This is a genomic window from Aeromonas sp. sif2433 (genome assembly GCF_019218705.1).
Taxonomy (GTDB): domain Bacteria; phylum Pseudomonadota; class Gammaproteobacteria; order Enterobacterales; family Aeromonadaceae; genus Aeromonas; species Aeromonas encheleia.
On the sequence record NZ_JAHUXD010000006.1, the window covers coordinates 26,632 to 40,707 of the forward strand.

A 14,076-nucleotide genomic window follows, 5' to 3' on the forward strand; every position below is an offset into this window, starting at 1 on the left:
GTCAGGGCTAGCGGCGGCGGCCTCCGCCTCCGAAGCTGCGCATGGGGGTGAAACTCGGCCTTATCGCCGGTCTGACGGTGGGTATGCGCACCGGGGTGACCATGGAGCGGGGAAGGTGCGGTCTGGCATCCACCCTGGACTGGGTCCCGGGGGTCAAGATGCCGTTATTTGTCTTGGGCAGGGTGGAGGGCGTCAGTGCACCATTATTGACCCTGGGCGGGGTGGAGGGCAGCAGGCCGCCGTCGACCTTGAGCTGTGCCCCGGGTGTCCGCAAGCCATTATCGGCCTTGGGCTGTGTCCTGGGTGTCAGCAAGCCGTTGTCGACCTTGGGCCGCGGCGTTGGCGCCAGCATGCCGTTCTCCCCCCTGGGGAGGGTGTCGGCTCTATAGTCCAGGGGCGAGCGGAGGCCTTTGTCGGGGTTGCTCAGGCTCGGTCTGTTCTGGCGGTTGTCACGCAGGGCCTGTCGTTGCTCCGGCGTCATGGCATTCCAGCGCGTCGCCAGCTCCCCCCGCAGCGCGGTCAGATCCGGCTGGCCATTGTTGTCCTGCCAATCCTGGTACTTGTCCTTGATCTCCTGCTGGCGCTCTTCATCGAGCCCGCTCCACCATTTTTTGATCAGTTCGTCGAAATCCCCCTCGTTGTCGCAGCACCAGGGGTAGTGGTCATCCCAGTAATGGTAGTAATCGTCATACCACCAGGGATAGGAGCCATAGTAGCTGCCATAGGAAACACCGACGCCGGCAGTGCCGACCGTTGACGAGGTCGTCGAGCAGCCGGCGAGGCTCAGGGCCAGCAGGGAAAGCAGCAGGGCGGTACGCATGGGAACTCCTGGGAGGGGGCGAGACCATGGGCCGATTATACGGCAAACCGTCTCGCCGAGCAGCCAGGATTGCGAGCCATTACTGTATGCACGTACAATAGTCTCATCGTCTGACTCTGACCCATGCTGCATGACCGCGACCCAGCCCGCCGCCGCCCCCAAGCTACCACTCGATGGTTTCATCCTGACCCGCCATGGGCGGGATGTGCGCGGTCGCACCGAAATCGTGATGTGGCTGTGGAGCGAGCAGGGGCCGGTGCGACTGGTGGTGCCGGGGCAGGAGCCGGTGTTCTTCCTGCCGGAGCGCCACATGGAGGAGGCCGCCCTGCTGTTCAAGGGATCCGGCGTGCGGGGCCGGTTTCGCCGGCTGCCCATGCACACCTTCGACGGCAGCAAGGTGGTGGGGTGCTATTTCTCCACCCTGAGCGCCTTCCACCGCGCCATCGAGCTGCTGCTGATCCGGGGGCTCGAGCACTTCGAGGCGGATATCCGGCTGCCGGAGCGCTTCCTGATGGAGCGTTTCATCACCGCCGGGGTGCGCTTCGGCGGCAAGACGACGCGCAAGGGGGGCAAGCAGGGTTACTGGGAGGTGAGCGAGGCGCGCTGCGCCCCCCAGGCGGTGACGCCGGCGCTCTCCTGGGTGTCGCTCGACGTGGAGTGCGCCATGGACGGGGCCCTGTTCTCGGTGGGGCTCTACAGCGAACGGGACGCCAGGGTCATCCTGATCGGGGAGCCCGAAGTCGGCTCGGATGAGTGGGAGACCCGCATCGAGTGGGTGGCGGACGAAAACGCCCTGCTCGGGGCGCTGGAGCGCTGGTTTGGCCTGCACGATCCGGATCTGGTGATCGGCTGGAACGTGGTGAACTTCGACTTTCGCCTGCTGCTGCGCCGGGCCGAGCTCAACGGGCGGCGACTGCGGCTGGGACGGGGGCGCGAGCTCTGCTTCTGGCGCTCGTCGCGCAACGATCCCCAGACCGGCAACGTCATCATCCCGGGCCGCATGGTGCTGGATGGCATCGACACCCTCAAGAGCGCCACCTGGCAGTTTCCCAGCTTCAGCCTGGATGCGGTGGCGAGCGAGCTGCTCGGCCGCGGCAAGGATATCGAGGACGTGGCGAACCGGGGGGAGAAGATCACCGAGCTGTTCCACTCCGACAAGGAGGCGCTGGCCCGCTACAACCTGGAAGACTGCAAGCTGGTGTGGGAGATCTTCGATCACTGCCACCTCATTGCCTTCGCCATCGAGCGTGCCTCCCTCACCGGGCTGGAGCTGGACAGGATCGGCGGTTCGGTGGCGGCCTTCACCAACCTCTACCTGCCGAGGCTCCACCGCGGTGGCTACGTGGCGCCCAATCTGCCTGCCGATGGCGGCCTGGCGAGCCCGGGCGGCTATGTGATGGACTCCAAACCCGGCCTCTATCACCATGTGCTGGTGCTCGACTTCAAGAGCCTCTATCCCAGCATCATCCGCACCTTCTGCATCGATCCCATGGGGTTGGTGGAGGGGTTGCAGCAGCCCGCCACCGCCATCCCCGGCTTTCGCGGCGCGCTCTTCTCCCGCACCCGCCACTTTTTGCCGGATCTCATTGCCACCCTGTGGGCGGCGCGGGACAGGGCCAAGGCGGCCAGCAACAAGGCGCTCTCCCAGGCCATCAAGATCATCATGAACTCCTTCTACGGGGTGCTGGGCTCGGGGGGCTGCCGCTTCTACGATCCCCGCCTGGCCTCCTCCATCACCCTGCGCGGCCATGGCATCATGCAGCAGACCCGGGAGTGGATCGAGGCGCAGGGTTATCAGGTGATCTATGGCGACACCGACTCGACCTTCGTCCACCTCAACCGGGCGGTCAGCCCGCAAGAGGCGGACGAGATCGGCCGCAAGCTGGCCAGCATGATCAACGAGAACTGGATAAGTCTGATCAAGCGCGAGTTCGACTTGCCCTGCTATCTCGAGATCGAATACGAGACCCACTACCGCCGCTTCCTGATGCCCACCATCCGCGGGCTGGAGAAGGGTAGCAAGAAGCGATACGCCGGGCTGGTTGGCAAACAGGGGGAGGGAGAGGGGGAGCATCTGGTGTTCAAGGGGCTGGAATCGGTGCGCACCGACTGGACCGCGCTGGCCAAGCAGTTCCAGACCCGGCTCTTCGATCTGGTGTTTCACGATGCCGATCCCAGCGGCTATGTGCGCACCATGGTGGACGAGACCCGGGCCGGTCAGCACGACGAACTGCTGGTCTATCGCAAGCGGCTGCGCCAGAAGCTCGAGGAGTACCAGAAGAATGTGCCGCCCCACGTGCGGGCCGCGCGGCTGGCGGACGAGGAGAACCTGCGCCGCGGCCGGCCCCAGCGTTACCAGCACAGGGGCACCATCGCCTATCTGATGACCCTCAATGGACCCGAACCGCTGGAGTACAGACGCAGCGCCATCGACTACGAGCACTACATCGACAAGCAGCTGCGGCCCATCGCCGACGCCATCCTGCCCTTCATCGGCGAGTCGTTCGATCGGATCTGCGGCCAGCAGCTGGATCTCTTCTAGCACGGTCATTGGCGGCGGCAAGGAGCGAGCACGGACGGCAATGGTTGCCATCCGCGATATGGAGCGGGAGAGGGCGGCAATAGGTCGCTTCTCAACGGGAAGGGGGCCGAGTCTGGAATGCAAAAAGCCCGCTCGATGAGCGGGCTTTGCTAATTTGGTGCGTCCTAGTGGATTCGAACCACCGACCCCCACCATGTCAAGGTGATGCTCTAACCAGCTGAGCTAAGGACGCAAGGTGCGCGATGCGGCTTTTTCGTTTGCGAGGAGTGGTGGGTTTAATTGGATTCGAACCAACGACCCCTACCATGTCAAGGTAGTGCTCTAACCAACTGAGCTATAAACCCACATCAGGCAAACCTGTCTACTCACATGAGGTTGAACCGAAATGGGAGTCAACTCACGGGAATATGGTGCGTCCTAGTGGATTCGAACCACCGACCCCCACCATGTCAAGGTGATGCTCTAACCAGCTGAGCTAAGGACGCATATTCAATGTGCTGTGATGGTGCGTCCTAGTGGATTCGAACCACCGACCCCCACCATGTCAAGGTGGTGCTCTAACCAGCTGAGCTAAGGACGCATCACAGAAAAAGTGGTGGGTTTAATTGGATTCGAACCAACGACCCCTACCATGTCAAGGTAGTGCTCTAACCAACTGAGCTATAAACCCACTGTATGAATCGAACCGCAGGCCCGCTTCACCACGCCAGCATTGCTGGCGTGGTCGGCATACTACCCATGCCCCCCAAGGCTGTCAACAAGGGACATGCACAAAGGAGACTGTTTGCCCAGTTCTTGCGCAGCCTGTTGATTTTGCAGGCGAGCAGCTCACGGGAGCGGGTCCGGACGTCCGTCACTGGGCCTGGGAAAGGGTGGTGCAGGCCTCGGGACTCGCGAAGCGGCCATAGATGAGTCGCAGCCGGGTGCCCAGCATCAGGGCCGCGCCGGTCAGGCCGACGATGAAGCCTATCCAGAAGCCCTGCGGCCCCATGCGTGGCACCACCCAGTCGGTCAGCCCCAGCATCATGCCGGTCGGCAGCCCCAGTCCCCAGTAGGCGACTATGGTGACGTAGAAGATCGCCTTGGTGTCCTTGTAGCCACGCAGGGCCGCGGCCGCGACCACCTGCACCGAGTCGGACACCTGATAGATGGCGGCGAAGAACAGCAGGGTGGCCGCCAGCGTGATCACCTGGATGTCATCGGTGTAGATACCCGCGATATGCTCGCGCAGCAGCACCGTCAGGGCGGCGGTGCCGGCGGCGACCGCCATGCCCAGCATCAGGCCGGTACGGGCGGCGACCCGGGCGTGGGCCGGTTGTCCTTCCCCTATGCTGTGGCCGACCCGGATGGTGACGCCGACGCCAATCGACAGCGGCAGCATAAACACCAGGCTGGAGAAGTTCAGGGCGATCTGGTGGCTCGCCACCGTCTCCGCCCCGAACGGTGCCAGCATCAGGGCCACCACGGTGAACAGGGTCACCTCGCAGAAGATGGCCATGGCGATGGGGAAGCCGAGTCGGAACAGGCGCCAGATCCGGCTGCCGTTGGGGCGAGCGAGCTGGGCGAACAGGTTGATGGTCTTGAAGTGAGGGGAGAGCTTCACGTAGAGGATCATCGCCAGCAGCATGGCCCAGAGCACGATGGCGGTGGCCACCCCACAGCCGACCCCGCCGAGCTTGGGCATGCCGAAGTGGCCGTGGATGAAGATGTAGTTGGCGGGGATGTTGACCGCCAGCCCGACGAAGCCTATCACCATGGTGGGCATGGTGTGGGAGAGCCCCTCGCTGAAGTTGCGCAGCACCTGGAACAGCACGAAGGCGGGCAGGCCCCACAGGATGGCGTGCAGGAAGCCCGTGGTCTTGGCGGCCATGACCGGATCCACGTCCATTATATGCAGCGCCAGCGGGCTGAAGTAGAGCGCCAGCATGGCGAAGGGGATCACCATCAGCGCCAGCCAGAAGCCCTGGTGCACGGCCGGGCGTACCTCGTCCCGTTTGCGGGCCCCGTTGAGCTGGGAGACGATGGGGGTGAGCGCCATGATGATGCCTTGCGTCAGCAGGATGATCGGCAGCCAGAAGCTGGAGGCGACCGACACCGCCGCGAGATCCACGGCACTGACCTGTCCCGCCATCACGGTATCGACGAAGCTCATGGCGATCTGGGCCACCTGGGCCACCAGAATGGGGCTGGCTAGGCGAACGAGCTGCTTCGCCTCGGTCCAATAACGTTGCACTGACACCTCCGAGTGGATCAGATAAAAGAGAAAAGAACGGGTAAATGAGAAGAGCTTTTGTCTCCTCACCGGGAGGAGACAAAATGCGGGGGTGTCATTCTAGCCTGAAAATCAGCCAACATGAAACGGTTGGCGAGCCCTGCGTGGGGGGATCAGGCGTCCTCGTGATCGCTGATCAGCAGGTTGGCGGCGGCGTAGGCGGCCTGCTGGCGCAGCTCGGCGGGGACCCGCTCGTCGCTCGCCACGGCGTCGAGTGCCCGGATGCTGGCGGCGATGGCCTGCGGCACATAGCCCTGCTCACCGGACCCAATCTGGTTATAGGCGATGCGAATGGCCTCACAACATTGATATACCTGCATTATTTCATCCTCAATCGACAGAGTGCATAGTTCGCCACTATAGCGATCGGACCGGTGCTTGTCAGCCGGCGCGCTTGTCTGAGCCGGTGGACGGGGTTAACCTGCCAGCGATTTTTTGTCATAGCAGGAGACGAGACATGTTCACCGGCATAGTACAGGGGACCGCCGAACTGGTGGCCATAGAGGCGCTGCCCAACTTTCGCACCCACGTGATCCGCATGCCGAACCCGGCCTGGGGAGAGGGGCTGGCGCTCGGCGCCTCGGTGGCCCACAACGGTTGTTGCCTGACGGTCACCCGCATCGAGGGGGCGCTGGTCAGCTTCGATCTGATGCAGGAGACCCTGGCGGTCACCAACCTCGGCAGCCTGCAGCCGGGGGACAAGGTGAACCTGGAGCGGGCCGCCCGTTTTGGCGACGAGATAGGCGGTCACGCCATGTCCGGCCACATCATGGGCACGGCGGAGGTGAGCGCCGTCATCGACACCCCCAACAACCGCCAGGTCTGGTATCGCCTCGCCCCCGAGTTGATGAAATACGTGCTGACCAAGGGCTACATCGGCATCGACGGCATCAGCCTGACGGTGGGCGAGGTGCGGGGGGCTGAGTTCTGCGTCAACCTGATCCCCGAGACCCTGGCCCGCACCAACCTGGGCTGGGTCAAGGCGGGTTGGCGTACCAACATCGAGATCGATCCCCAGACCCAGGCCATCGTCGATACGGTGGAGCGGGTGCTGGCGGCGCGCCAGCCGGCCTGATCCGCCGGAGTGCACGCCTCAACTTCAAAAGGGCCCGCATCATGCGGGCCCTTTTCGATCCCGTGAACGGAAGACGAGACGAGGCGCCAGTCACGGCAGAACGTTCTGCCGTAATGGGTCCGTTCCCCGCGACTCAGCAATGGCACTGCCAAAAAAAGAAGCCCATCGAGCTGACGGGCTTAAAGGAATGAACAGAAGAACCATGTGGCGAGGATGAACGCCATCCCCAGTGTGGCTGTTAAACCCCTGGCCTGCTTGGCCTGACGGACCCTGAGCGTCAGACTCTGGCCGATGGAGGAAACCGGGCCTACACTTCATGTGTCTGGCACATCCATGAGCCGACAACCATCACATAAGCGACAAGGCCCCTTGGCGAACTTCAGGATGATTTGAGGTTCTCCGAGGGGCTTTTTTCTATGGGGGAATTGGTTGAGCAGGGACATGTGAGGGGAGGTGGGCATGCTCTAGACGCTATGGCGCCGCTGCCGTCGCTCATTGTCTGCGAAGTACCAGCCACAGGACAGGGTGAGCCCGCTGCGACCAGGCTGATAAGCCCCCCGCAGGCAGTCTGCCATGGGGCGAGCGCCATCAATCATGATCGCGCTGATACTTGCCGCCTGATTTAGGCCAGGCCATCGAAACCGCAATCAGAACATCTGCTCGTCGTCGGCATCCACAAACAGCTGCAGGCAGTCGCGCGCCTCATCCAGGTGCAGACGCAGGTGGATGGGGTTGCAACAGGCCATGCAATCCTCGTAGAACTCCTGATCCCCCTGGCTGGCATCCAGCTCGACCCGGGTGTGATGGCCGCAGTGGGGGCAGACGATGCGTTTGCTGGTGTACTCGATCATGGTGACCTCCTCGGGCCGAACTGGCCGCCTCTCTCCTGATTCTAGTCGGCGAGAGGCGGCGCAACCGCGAGCAGGCGCACGTTTACGGCAGCCCCTGTAGGAGGCCTGGCCGCGAGGAGGTCGGCGTCACTAGGCCCAGTTGGCCAGCATGGCGGCATCCAGCTCGGCCAGGGTGCGCAGCTGGTGATCGGCGATGGCGAGACGGGGATCTCCCACCAGTGCCGGGTCCGGCACGATCAGCGCCTGCATGGAGGCCGCCTTGGCCGCCAGCAGACCGGTGAAGCTGTCCTCGATGGCGAGGCAATGCACCGGCAGGACCCCTAGCTTCTCGGCCGCATGGATGTAGACATCGGGATGAGGCTTGCCGAAGCGCTCCACCTCGGCGGAGTGGACCGCGAGGAAGCGATCCTTGATGCCGAGCTTGCCGAGCACCGCCTCCACCATGTTGAAGGGGGAGGAGGTGGCCAGTCCTATCTTGAGCCCCTGCGCCTCGATCAGGGTCAGTGCCGCCAGCACCCCCTCCTTGGCCTCGCCCTCCTGCAGGATGAGTGCGATGACCCGATCCAGGATGCGCTGCACCACCTCCTCCTGGCTGGGGCCGCTCCAGGGGCGCAGCCGATACCAGTGCGCCACCAGCTGATCGATGCGTACCCCTATGGTGGAGTGGCAATCCTCTTCCGTGTGGGGGTGGCCCAGTTCGGAGAAGACGGCCATCTGGGCCCGTTGCCAAAAGGGTTCAGAATCGATCAGAACACCATCCATATCGAAGATCACGGCAGCTAACATCATCTACTCCTGACTAAATTGAACTCTGGATTATAAGCCGGGCGCAGAAATGCAAAAGGGGCATTTCGATGCCCCTTGCGCCCGATCATGCCGGCGTGGCTTTTCCCTAGAAGATCACCTCTACCCTGGCGGCGACGGCCTTGGCCCGCTCGACCGCCTCGTCACAGTGCTGGCCACGGGCCAGTGCCACCCCGAGCCGGCGGCGACCGGCGATCTCGGGCTTGCCGAACAGTCGCAGCTGGGCACCCGGCACCAGAGACAGCGCCTCGCCAATCCCCTGATAGCGAAGGTCCTGGCTGTGGCCCTCCCGCAGCACCACGGCGGAGGCGCTCGGTCCGTACTGCGTGATGGTGCCGATGGGCAAGCCCAGGATGGCGCGCACGTGCAGGGCAAACTCGGAGAGATCCTGGGAGATCAGAGTCACCATGCCGGTGTCATGGGGGCGAGGGGAGACCTCGCTGAACCAGACGTTTTCCCCCTGCACGAACAGCTCGACCCCGAACAGGCCGTAGCCGCCGAGCGCCTCGACCACCTTGGCTGCGACCTCTTTGGATCGGGCCAGCGCCAGCTCGCTCATCTGCTGGGGCTGCCAGGACTCGCGGTAGTCGCCATCCTCCTGGCGGTGGCCGATGGGATCGCAGAAGTGGATGCCATCCACGGCGCGGATCGTGAGCAGGGTGATCTCGTAGTCAAAGGGCACGAAGCCCTCGACGATCACCTTGCCACGGCCGGCGCGGCCACCCTCCTGGGCATAGGTCCAGCTCTCGTCGAGCTTGGCGAGGTCGCGCAGCAGGCTCTGGCCCTTGCCGGACGAGCTCATCACGGGTTTCACCACGCAAGGCAGGCCGATGGCGTGGACCGCGGCGACAAACTCCTCCTGGCTCTGGGCGAATCGATAGGAGGAGGTGGGCAGACCCAGCTCCTCGGCGGCGAGGCGGCGGATCCCCTCCCGGTTCATGGTGAGCTGGGTGGCTCGGGCATTGGGCACGACCCTGACTCCTTCCTGCTCAAGCTGCGCCAGGGTATCGGTGGCGATGGCTTCAATCTCGGGGATGATGAGATCGGGTTTGACCTCGGCCACCAGGGCGCGCAGGGCGTCGCCATCGAGCATGTCCAGCACATGGGAGGCGTGGGCCACCTGCATGGCGGGGGCGTGGGGGTAGCGGTCGGCGGCGATCACCTCGATCCCGAACCGTTGCAGCTCGATGGCCACTTCCTTGCCAAGTTCCCCCGAGCCAAGCAGCAGGGCGCGGGTGGCGCCGGGGCGGGTAGCGGTTCCAAACATGTGATCTCTCCTGAAGTCGATGTGGTTGATGGCCAAGAGTTAGACAAAAAAAGAGGCACGCATGGCGTACCTCAGGAAACGGATCTGTGGGCGCGCTGCTCCAGATGGGTCAGCAGCGTGATGGCGCCAATGATGATGGCGGCGCCCAGCCACAATCGGCCGGGGGGCGCCCAGCCAAACACCAGCCAGCCTGCCAGCACGTTCATCGGCAATTTGGCAAAGTCGAACGGCTGCACGAAGGAGGCCTCGGCCACGCTGTAGGCGCGGGCGATGGACATCTGGGCCAGCGCCGAGAGTACGCCGGAGGCCGCCACCAGCAGCCACTGGGTTTCGCTCGGCCACTGCCATTCCGGCAGGGCCAGCATGGCGTTGAACGGGGTGCTGAAGATGAGCAGGTAGACCACTATGGTGTGGGACGACTCGCTCGCCGCCTGGTAGCGCACCAGCAGGGAGTAACCGGCCCAGAACAGCGCGGCCGCCACCGGCAGCAAGGAGGCCCAGCTGAAGTCGTCGGTCCAAGGGGCCAGGATCAGCATGGCGCCGACAAAGCCCGCCAGGGTGGCCAGGATGCGCGCCCGGCTCACCTGCTCCTTGAGCAGCAGGGCAGAGCCCAGGGTGGCAAACAGCGGGGAGGTCATCAGGAGCGCTATGCCCTGCCAGATGGGCACGGGCACCGCCAGCGCCCAGAGCCAGAACTGGATGCCGATGACGGCGAGCAGGACGCGCAGCAGGTGCAACCGCAGCTGGTTGGTCATCAGGGATTGGCGCAGGCCATGGCGGATCAGCCAGGGCAGCAGACAGATCAGGGCAACCAGGTACTGATGAAAGGCGACCTGGGTCGAGGGGAGGCCGAGCTTGAAGCTGACATACTGGCTCAGGCTGTTGACGGCGGCGAAGCAGAGACCTGCCACCATCATCCAGATTGCGCCGGCAAAGGGGGAGTGCCTGCGGGAGGGTTCCATGGGATCCGGGTCGCTGAAAAAAGTGCGGCAAATCATAACGGCAATCGTTTGTTCTGCCAAGGGTGGGGCGCGAGGTCATCGCCCCCTTGGCGATGAAATGAACAATCGTCAAAAATTTTGAATAACTTGAGCATCTATTTTCGCTATCAGGCTTGTAGCTCAATGTTTATAGTGACCTCCATCGACAGTCGTACTGTCCAACTGACAACCAAATGGAGCGTTACCATGGCCAATATCCTCGTACTCAAGTCCAGCATCCTGGGTCAATACTCTCAGTCCAACGCCCTGATCGACGGCTTCCTTGCCGATCATCAGGATGACAGCGTCACGGTACGTGACCTGGCCACCCTCAATCTGCCGGTGCTGGATGGCGAGCTGGCCCTGGGTCTGCGTGGTGGTGAGAACCTGAGCGAGCGTCAGCTGGCCGTGCTGGCACAGTCCGATGAGCTGGTCGCCGAGTTGAAGGCGAGCGATCTGGTGGTGATTGCCGCCCCCATGTACAACTTCAACATCCCGACCCAGCTGAAGAACTGGATTGACCTGGTGGCCCGTGCCGGCGTGACCTTCCGCTACACCGAGACCGGCCCGGTCGGCCTGGTGGAGAACACCCGCGCCCTGGTGATCAGCCCCCGTGGCGGCATGCACGTCGGCAGCGCCACCGATCTGGTGACCCCTTACATGCGCACCGTGCTCGGCTTCATCGGCATCAACGAGGTAGACTTCATCTACGCCGAAGGCATGGGCATGGGCCCGGACGCTCAGGCCAAGGGCCTGGAGCAGGCGAAAGAGCAGCTGGAAACTCTGGCGATCTGATAAGACTCTTCGGTGTGTCACACACCGGATGCCGCTAAACAACAACGCAGCCTGATGGCTGCGTTGTTGTTTCTGGAAGGCGAAGAAGAAGAATGTAGAGGGCTCAATCCCAGATGAAGCGGCGACAGCCGCTGCCGACCATCAGGCACACCGCCACCAGTGAGCCCAGCAACAGGCAGCTGAGCCACTGCTCGGCACTCTCGGGCAGATGAGGGGAGAAGAGGCTGATCATGAAGATGGCGCTGAGGATGATCAGGCTGGTCTGTCGGGTCAGGATCATAGTGTCGTCCTTGGCTATGAGGTCTCAGGTAAGGCTAGTCCCCCTGTATGACAACCTGATGTATCCATACCTCAGGTTTTGGTCTATGCGGGGTTGCTCTCACCTTAGCAGCTTTTGCCGCCAGAGCCAGCCCCCTGCGACAGCTTGTGATCCGGATCCCTATCTGAACTGCTTCTGATCCGGCCGATAGTGGAAATCGGCGCTGGCGAGGCGGGCGATCAGCGCCGCCTGATCGAGATCCTGCGCCTTGCAGAGATCGTCAAGATCATCGTAACGATCACGCAGTTGCATGTTGACCAGGCTCAGCAGCATATTGACGTCCATGGTGGTGAAGTTGTTCAGATTCATGGCTGTTGCTCATTGTCCAGCAGGTGCAGTTGTTCGATGGCATCGCTGACACTCTGCAGATGCAGTCGAATGGTCTGGCGCGCCTCGCTCGGCAGATAGTCGGTGAGGGTGTGTTGCCAGCTGCCCGCTTCGGTCTTGAGCTGCTGGAACAGCGTGAGCCCCGCCGGGGTGAAGGAGACCAGACTGATCCGCTTGTCCTGGGGGCTGCTCTCGGTGAACAGTATCCCTTTCTCCACCAGGCGGTGGATCTCGCGGGAGATCCGCACCTTGTCCATCCCGCTCGCCTCCACCAGCTCCTTCTGGCTGATGGGGTAGTTGGGACCGAGCACCATCATCAGGCGCCATTGGGGCACCGTCAGCTGGTAACGTTGTTGGTAAAACTGTTCAAAGGTGTCGCGCACCATCTCAGCGGCATGCACCAGCTGATAAGGGGGGTAGTGTGCGAGCAGCTCTATGATCTTTGACATATGACATCCTGCTGTGACGGCTGCATCGGGTGCAGTTTCTCTTGATACTTTGACCTTGATGATACGTAACACAAGGACATTTGTCTGAACAAGTACCAGAGAAATGTGCGGTCGCGCACGTGTTCTGTTTCACCCGGGTCTGTTCGAGGCTTAGTTTGCCTTGGTGACGGCGTGTTTACGTAACCAGATCAAGGCATTGTGGTCGAGCCAGGCCTCGCGACTCTGCAGCGTATAGAGCGCCGCCTCATCGCGACTGCCCGCCTGCCAGTGGCCGGGCTCCTGCCTTGGCAGCTTGCGCTGACCCAGCAGACAGGCCGGCACATGGGGGTTGGCCGCGAGGGCGGCGACCAGATGGGGACGGGCCGCCTCGCTTCCCTCGCAGACAAACACCATCAGCGCCCGGTTGTAGAGCAGCCAGCTGGAAGCTTCATCGAAGCGCAGCAGCAGGGCGCGCAGGGCGGCCCAATCTCCCAGCCGGGCATAGAGGCTGGAGAGGGGATGACGACAGCCCGGCTCATCGGCCTGGCACAGGCGCAGCAGGGCCAGGTACTGCTCCCTTGCTTGCGCCAGCTGCCCCAGTCGCAGCAGGCAGTCGGCCCGACCGGCCCTGGCCGCCAGCAGGGGGCGCGCCTCTGCTGCGCCCCAGCCATGGCCCCCATGCTGCTGCCAGAAGGCCTCATCGAACAGCGGGGCGGCATCGTCAATCACCTTGTCAAACCAGCCGAGGCGATCCTGGGGGGCGCGGCAGGCATCGGCCAACTCGAACCACTGCTGCCATTGCTGACTCTGCTCGGTGTTGAGCGCTTCCTGGGCGGGTGGTGCCGCCTCATCTTCATCCAACTGCAGCAACCGGTTGAGGGCCGTCTTCATCTGCAGGCGCTGGCGCTTGCAAAACGCCATAAAAGGCAGCTCGCTGGCCGCGGCCTGATGCAGCATCCGGGCCATGGGTCTGTCACGAAACAGGCAGAGCTCGGCGGCGAGACTGAAACGCTGCTGGGTGACGGGATCGTTCAGATCCTGAGGGGGGGGCCAGCGGGTGACGCCCTGGCTGAAGCCGTAACTCCACTGGCCGAGGGGGTGGCTCTGCGCGAACACCTGCTCCGGCGTCTCATTGGAGAGGCGGCATTGGCTTGGCAGCGCGAGCTGGGCGGCGTCGGCCTGGGCCTCCAGCTCGCCGATGAGGTGCCGTAGCGCCGCCGCACTCTCCTCATCCAGCTCGACTTCATGGGACAACAGACCGGTCAGCGGTGCCTGCCAGTCGGGGGCCTGCGGCCCCGCCAGACGGGCACAGAGAAAGCCGTGCAGGGCCGGGTAGCTCATGTCCTGTCCGCTGTGGTGCTGGATCCATTGATTGAGATGACGGGTTCGAGTGGCTGGATTCATCGACGCTTCCTCTGGATTTAACGGCGGCGCAGTCTACCCAAAAATGGGGTCAAATGCAGCAAATCGGCAGCCGAATGCCGATAATATCGCCAACCGGGGGCCGGTTTGACGCGAAAAACGTGCGCGGGATCGGGCAAGGGGCTAGGTCCTGTCACGGCTCTGAGGTAACATGCGCGCCTGCATGAGAAATGA

14 protein-coding genes and 5 tRNA genes are annotated in these 14,076 nt (G+C 63.2%); 3 read left to right on the forward strand and 16 right to left on the reverse strand.

The window, feature by feature from the left end; all coding sequences use genetic code 11:
* Positions 1-7: 7 nt before the first annotated feature.
* A complete protein-coding gene (locus tag KW825_RS10605) occupies positions 8-820 on the reverse strand; it encodes a DUF3106 domain-containing protein (protein ID WP_218329190.1) in 813 nt (270 codons plus the stop codon).
* Between the two features lie 130 nt (positions 821-950).
* Here KW825_RS10605 and KW825_RS10610 point away from each other — a divergent pair, with 130 nt between their 5' ends.
* Positions 951-3,362: a DNA polymerase II gene (locus KW825_RS10610; RefSeq protein WP_218329191.1), complete on the forward strand. Its 2,412-nt coding sequence runs from the start codon at positions 951-953 to the stop codon at positions 3,360-3,362.
* Between the two features lie 155 nt (positions 3,363-3,517).
* Here the strand turns inward: KW825_RS10610 and KW825_RS10615 are convergent.
* The 7 genes from KW825_RS10615 to KW825_RS10645 all read right to left on the reverse strand — a co-directional run bounded on the left by KW825_RS10615 (position 3,518) and on the right by KW825_RS10645 (position 5,954).
* A tRNA-Val gene (locus tag KW825_RS10615) sits at positions 3,518-3,594 on the reverse strand.
* A 35-nt stretch (positions 3,595-3,629) separates the two neighbouring features.
* Positions 3,630-3,706, reverse strand: a tRNA-Val gene (locus KW825_RS10620).
* Between the two features lie 64 nt (positions 3,707-3,770).
* Positions 3,771-3,847, reverse strand: a tRNA-Val gene (locus KW825_RS10625).
* 18 nt (positions 3,848-3,865) lie between these two features.
* Positions 3,866-3,942: transfer RNA gene (locus KW825_RS10630), tRNA-Val, on the reverse strand.
* A gap of 13 nt (positions 3,943-3,955) precedes the next feature.
* Positions 3,956-4,032, reverse strand: a tRNA-Val gene (locus KW825_RS10635).
* Positions 4,033-4,215: 183 nt separating this feature from the next.
* Complete coding sequence (locus tag KW825_RS10640; protein ID WP_218329192.1) at positions 4,216-5,595, reverse strand: MATE family efflux transporter; 1,380 nt, start codon at positions 5,593-5,595, stop codon at positions 4,216-4,218.
* 152 nt (positions 5,596-5,747) lie between these two features.
* The gene (locus KW825_RS10645) at positions 5,748-5,954 is read right to left on the reverse strand and encodes a YaeP family protein (RefSeq protein ID WP_042653731.1); all 207 of its coding nucleotides are present in this window, start codon (positions 5,952-5,954) and stop codon (positions 5,748-5,750) included.
* A gap of 137 nt (positions 5,955-6,091) precedes the next feature.
* Between KW825_RS10645 and KW825_RS10650 the strand changes: the two genes are divergently transcribed.
* The gene (locus KW825_RS10650) at positions 6,092-6,709 is read left to right on the forward strand and encodes a riboflavin synthase subunit alpha (RefSeq protein WP_218329193.1); all 618 of its coding nucleotides are present in this window, start codon (positions 6,092-6,094) and stop codon (positions 6,707-6,709) included.
* Between the two features lie 647 nt (positions 6,710-7,356).
* Here the strand turns inward: KW825_RS10650 and KW825_RS10655 are convergent.
* The 4 genes from KW825_RS10655 to KW825_RS10670 form a co-directional block, all read right to left on the reverse strand.
* A complete protein-coding gene (locus KW825_RS10655) occupies positions 7,357-7,560 on the reverse strand; it encodes a CPXCG motif-containing cysteine-rich protein (RefSeq protein WP_017412080.1) in 204 nt (67 codons plus the stop codon).
* A 129-nt stretch (positions 7,561-7,689) separates the two neighbouring features.
* Positions 7,690-8,346, reverse strand: a complete 657-nt coding sequence (hxpB, locus tag KW825_RS10660; RefSeq protein WP_218329194.1) for a hexitol phosphatase HxpB — start codon at positions 8,344-8,346, stop codon at positions 7,690-7,692.
* Positions 8,347-8,452: 106 nt separating this feature from the next.
* Positions 8,453-9,631, reverse strand: a complete 1,179-nt coding sequence (purT, locus tag KW825_RS10665; protein WP_218329195.1) for a formate-dependent phosphoribosylglycinamide formyltransferase — start codon at positions 9,629-9,631, stop codon at positions 8,453-8,455.
* Positions 9,632-9,702: 71 nt separating this feature from the next.
* Positions 9,703-10,593, reverse strand: a complete 891-nt coding sequence (locus KW825_RS10670; RefSeq protein ID WP_218329196.1) for a DMT family transporter — start codon at positions 10,591-10,593, stop codon at positions 9,703-9,705.
* Between the two features lie 225 nt (positions 10,594-10,818).
* Between KW825_RS10670 and KW825_RS10675 the strand changes: the two genes are divergently transcribed.
* Positions 10,819-11,406: an FMN-dependent NADH-azoreductase gene (locus KW825_RS10675; RefSeq protein ID WP_042653738.1), complete on the forward strand. Its 588-nt coding sequence runs from the start codon at positions 10,819-10,821 to the stop codon at positions 11,404-11,406.
* Between the two features lie 103 nt (positions 11,407-11,509).
* On the opposite strand, the gene KW825_RS10680 is transcribed toward KW825_RS10675, so the two are convergent.
* From KW825_RS10680 to KW825_RS10695, 4 genes are all read right to left on the reverse strand, one after another.
* A complete protein-coding gene (locus tag KW825_RS10680; RefSeq protein WP_126623314.1) occupies positions 11,510-11,686 on the reverse strand; it encodes a hypothetical protein in 177 nt (58 codons plus the stop codon).
* A 159-nt stretch (positions 11,687-11,845) separates the two neighbouring features.
* Positions 11,846-12,034, reverse strand: coding sequence for a DUF4250 domain-containing protein (locus KW825_RS10685; RefSeq protein ID WP_042653739.1), 189 nt, complete (start codon positions 12,032-12,034; stop codon positions 11,846-11,848).
* Positions 12,031-12,501: a MarR family winged helix-turn-helix transcriptional regulator gene (locus KW825_RS10690; protein WP_042653740.1), complete on the reverse strand. Its 471-nt coding sequence runs from the start codon at positions 12,499-12,501 to the stop codon at positions 12,031-12,033. The genes KW825_RS10685 and KW825_RS10690 overlap by 4 nt, the downstream gene beginning before the upstream one ends.
* 150 nt (positions 12,502-12,651) lie before the next feature.
* Positions 12,652-13,884 carry a UPF0149 family protein gene (locus KW825_RS10695; protein WP_218329197.1) on the reverse strand — a complete coding sequence of 411 codons (1,233 nt, stop codon included), beginning with the start codon at positions 13,882-13,884 and terminating at the stop codon, positions 12,652-12,654.
* Between the last annotated feature and the right edge of the window lie 192 nt (positions 13,885-14,076).

Excerpts from the sequence above, each read along its gene's own strand:
- KW825_RS10605 (WP_218329190.1), bottom strand. The coding sequence starts at position 820 with ATGCGTACCGCCCTGCTGCTTTCCCTGCTGGCCCTGAGCCTCGCCGGC.
- KW825_RS10610 (WP_218329191.1), top strand. The coding sequence starts at position 951 with ATGACCGCGACCCAGCCCGCCGCCGCCCCCAAGCTACCACTCGATGGT.
- KW825_RS10645 (WP_042653731.1), bottom strand. The coding sequence starts at position 5,954 with ATGCAGGTATATCAATGTTGTGAGGCCATTCGCATCGCCTATAACCAG.
- KW825_RS10650 (WP_218329193.1), top strand. The coding sequence starts at position 6,092 with ATGTTCACCGGCATAGTACAGGGGACCGCCGAACTGGTGGCCATAGAG.
- KW825_RS10655 (WP_017412080.1), bottom strand. The coding sequence starts at position 7,560 with ATGATCGAGTACACCAGCAAACGCATCGTCTGCCCCCACTGCGGCCAT.
- hxpB (WP_218329194.1), bottom strand. The coding sequence starts at position 8,346 with ATGTTAGCTGCCGTGATCTTCGATATGGATGGTGTTCTGATCGATTCT.
- purT (WP_218329195.1), bottom strand. The coding sequence starts at position 9,631 with ATGTTTGGAACCGCTACCCGCCCCGGCGCCACCCGCGCCCTGCTGCTT.
- KW825_RS10670 (WP_218329196.1), bottom strand. The coding sequence starts at position 10,593 with ATGGAACCCTCCCGCAGGCACTCCCCCTTTGCCGGCGCAATCTGGATG.
- KW825_RS10675 (WP_042653738.1), top strand. The coding sequence starts at position 10,819 with ATGGCCAATATCCTCGTACTCAAGTCCAGCATCCTGGGTCAATACTCT.
- KW825_RS10680 (WP_126623314.1), bottom strand. The coding sequence starts at position 11,686 with ATGATCCTGACCCGACAGACCAGCCTGATCATCCTCAGCGCCATCTTC.
- KW825_RS10685 (WP_042653739.1), bottom strand. The coding sequence starts at position 12,034 with ATGAATCTGAACAACTTCACCACCATGGACGTCAATATGCTGCTGAGC.
- KW825_RS10690 (WP_042653740.1), bottom strand. The coding sequence starts at position 12,501 with ATGTCAAAGATCATAGAGCTGCTCGCACACTACCCCCCTTATCAGCTG.
- KW825_RS10695 (WP_218329197.1), bottom strand. The coding sequence starts at position 13,884 with ATGAATCCAGCCACTCGAACCCGTCATCTCAATCAATGGATCCAGCAC.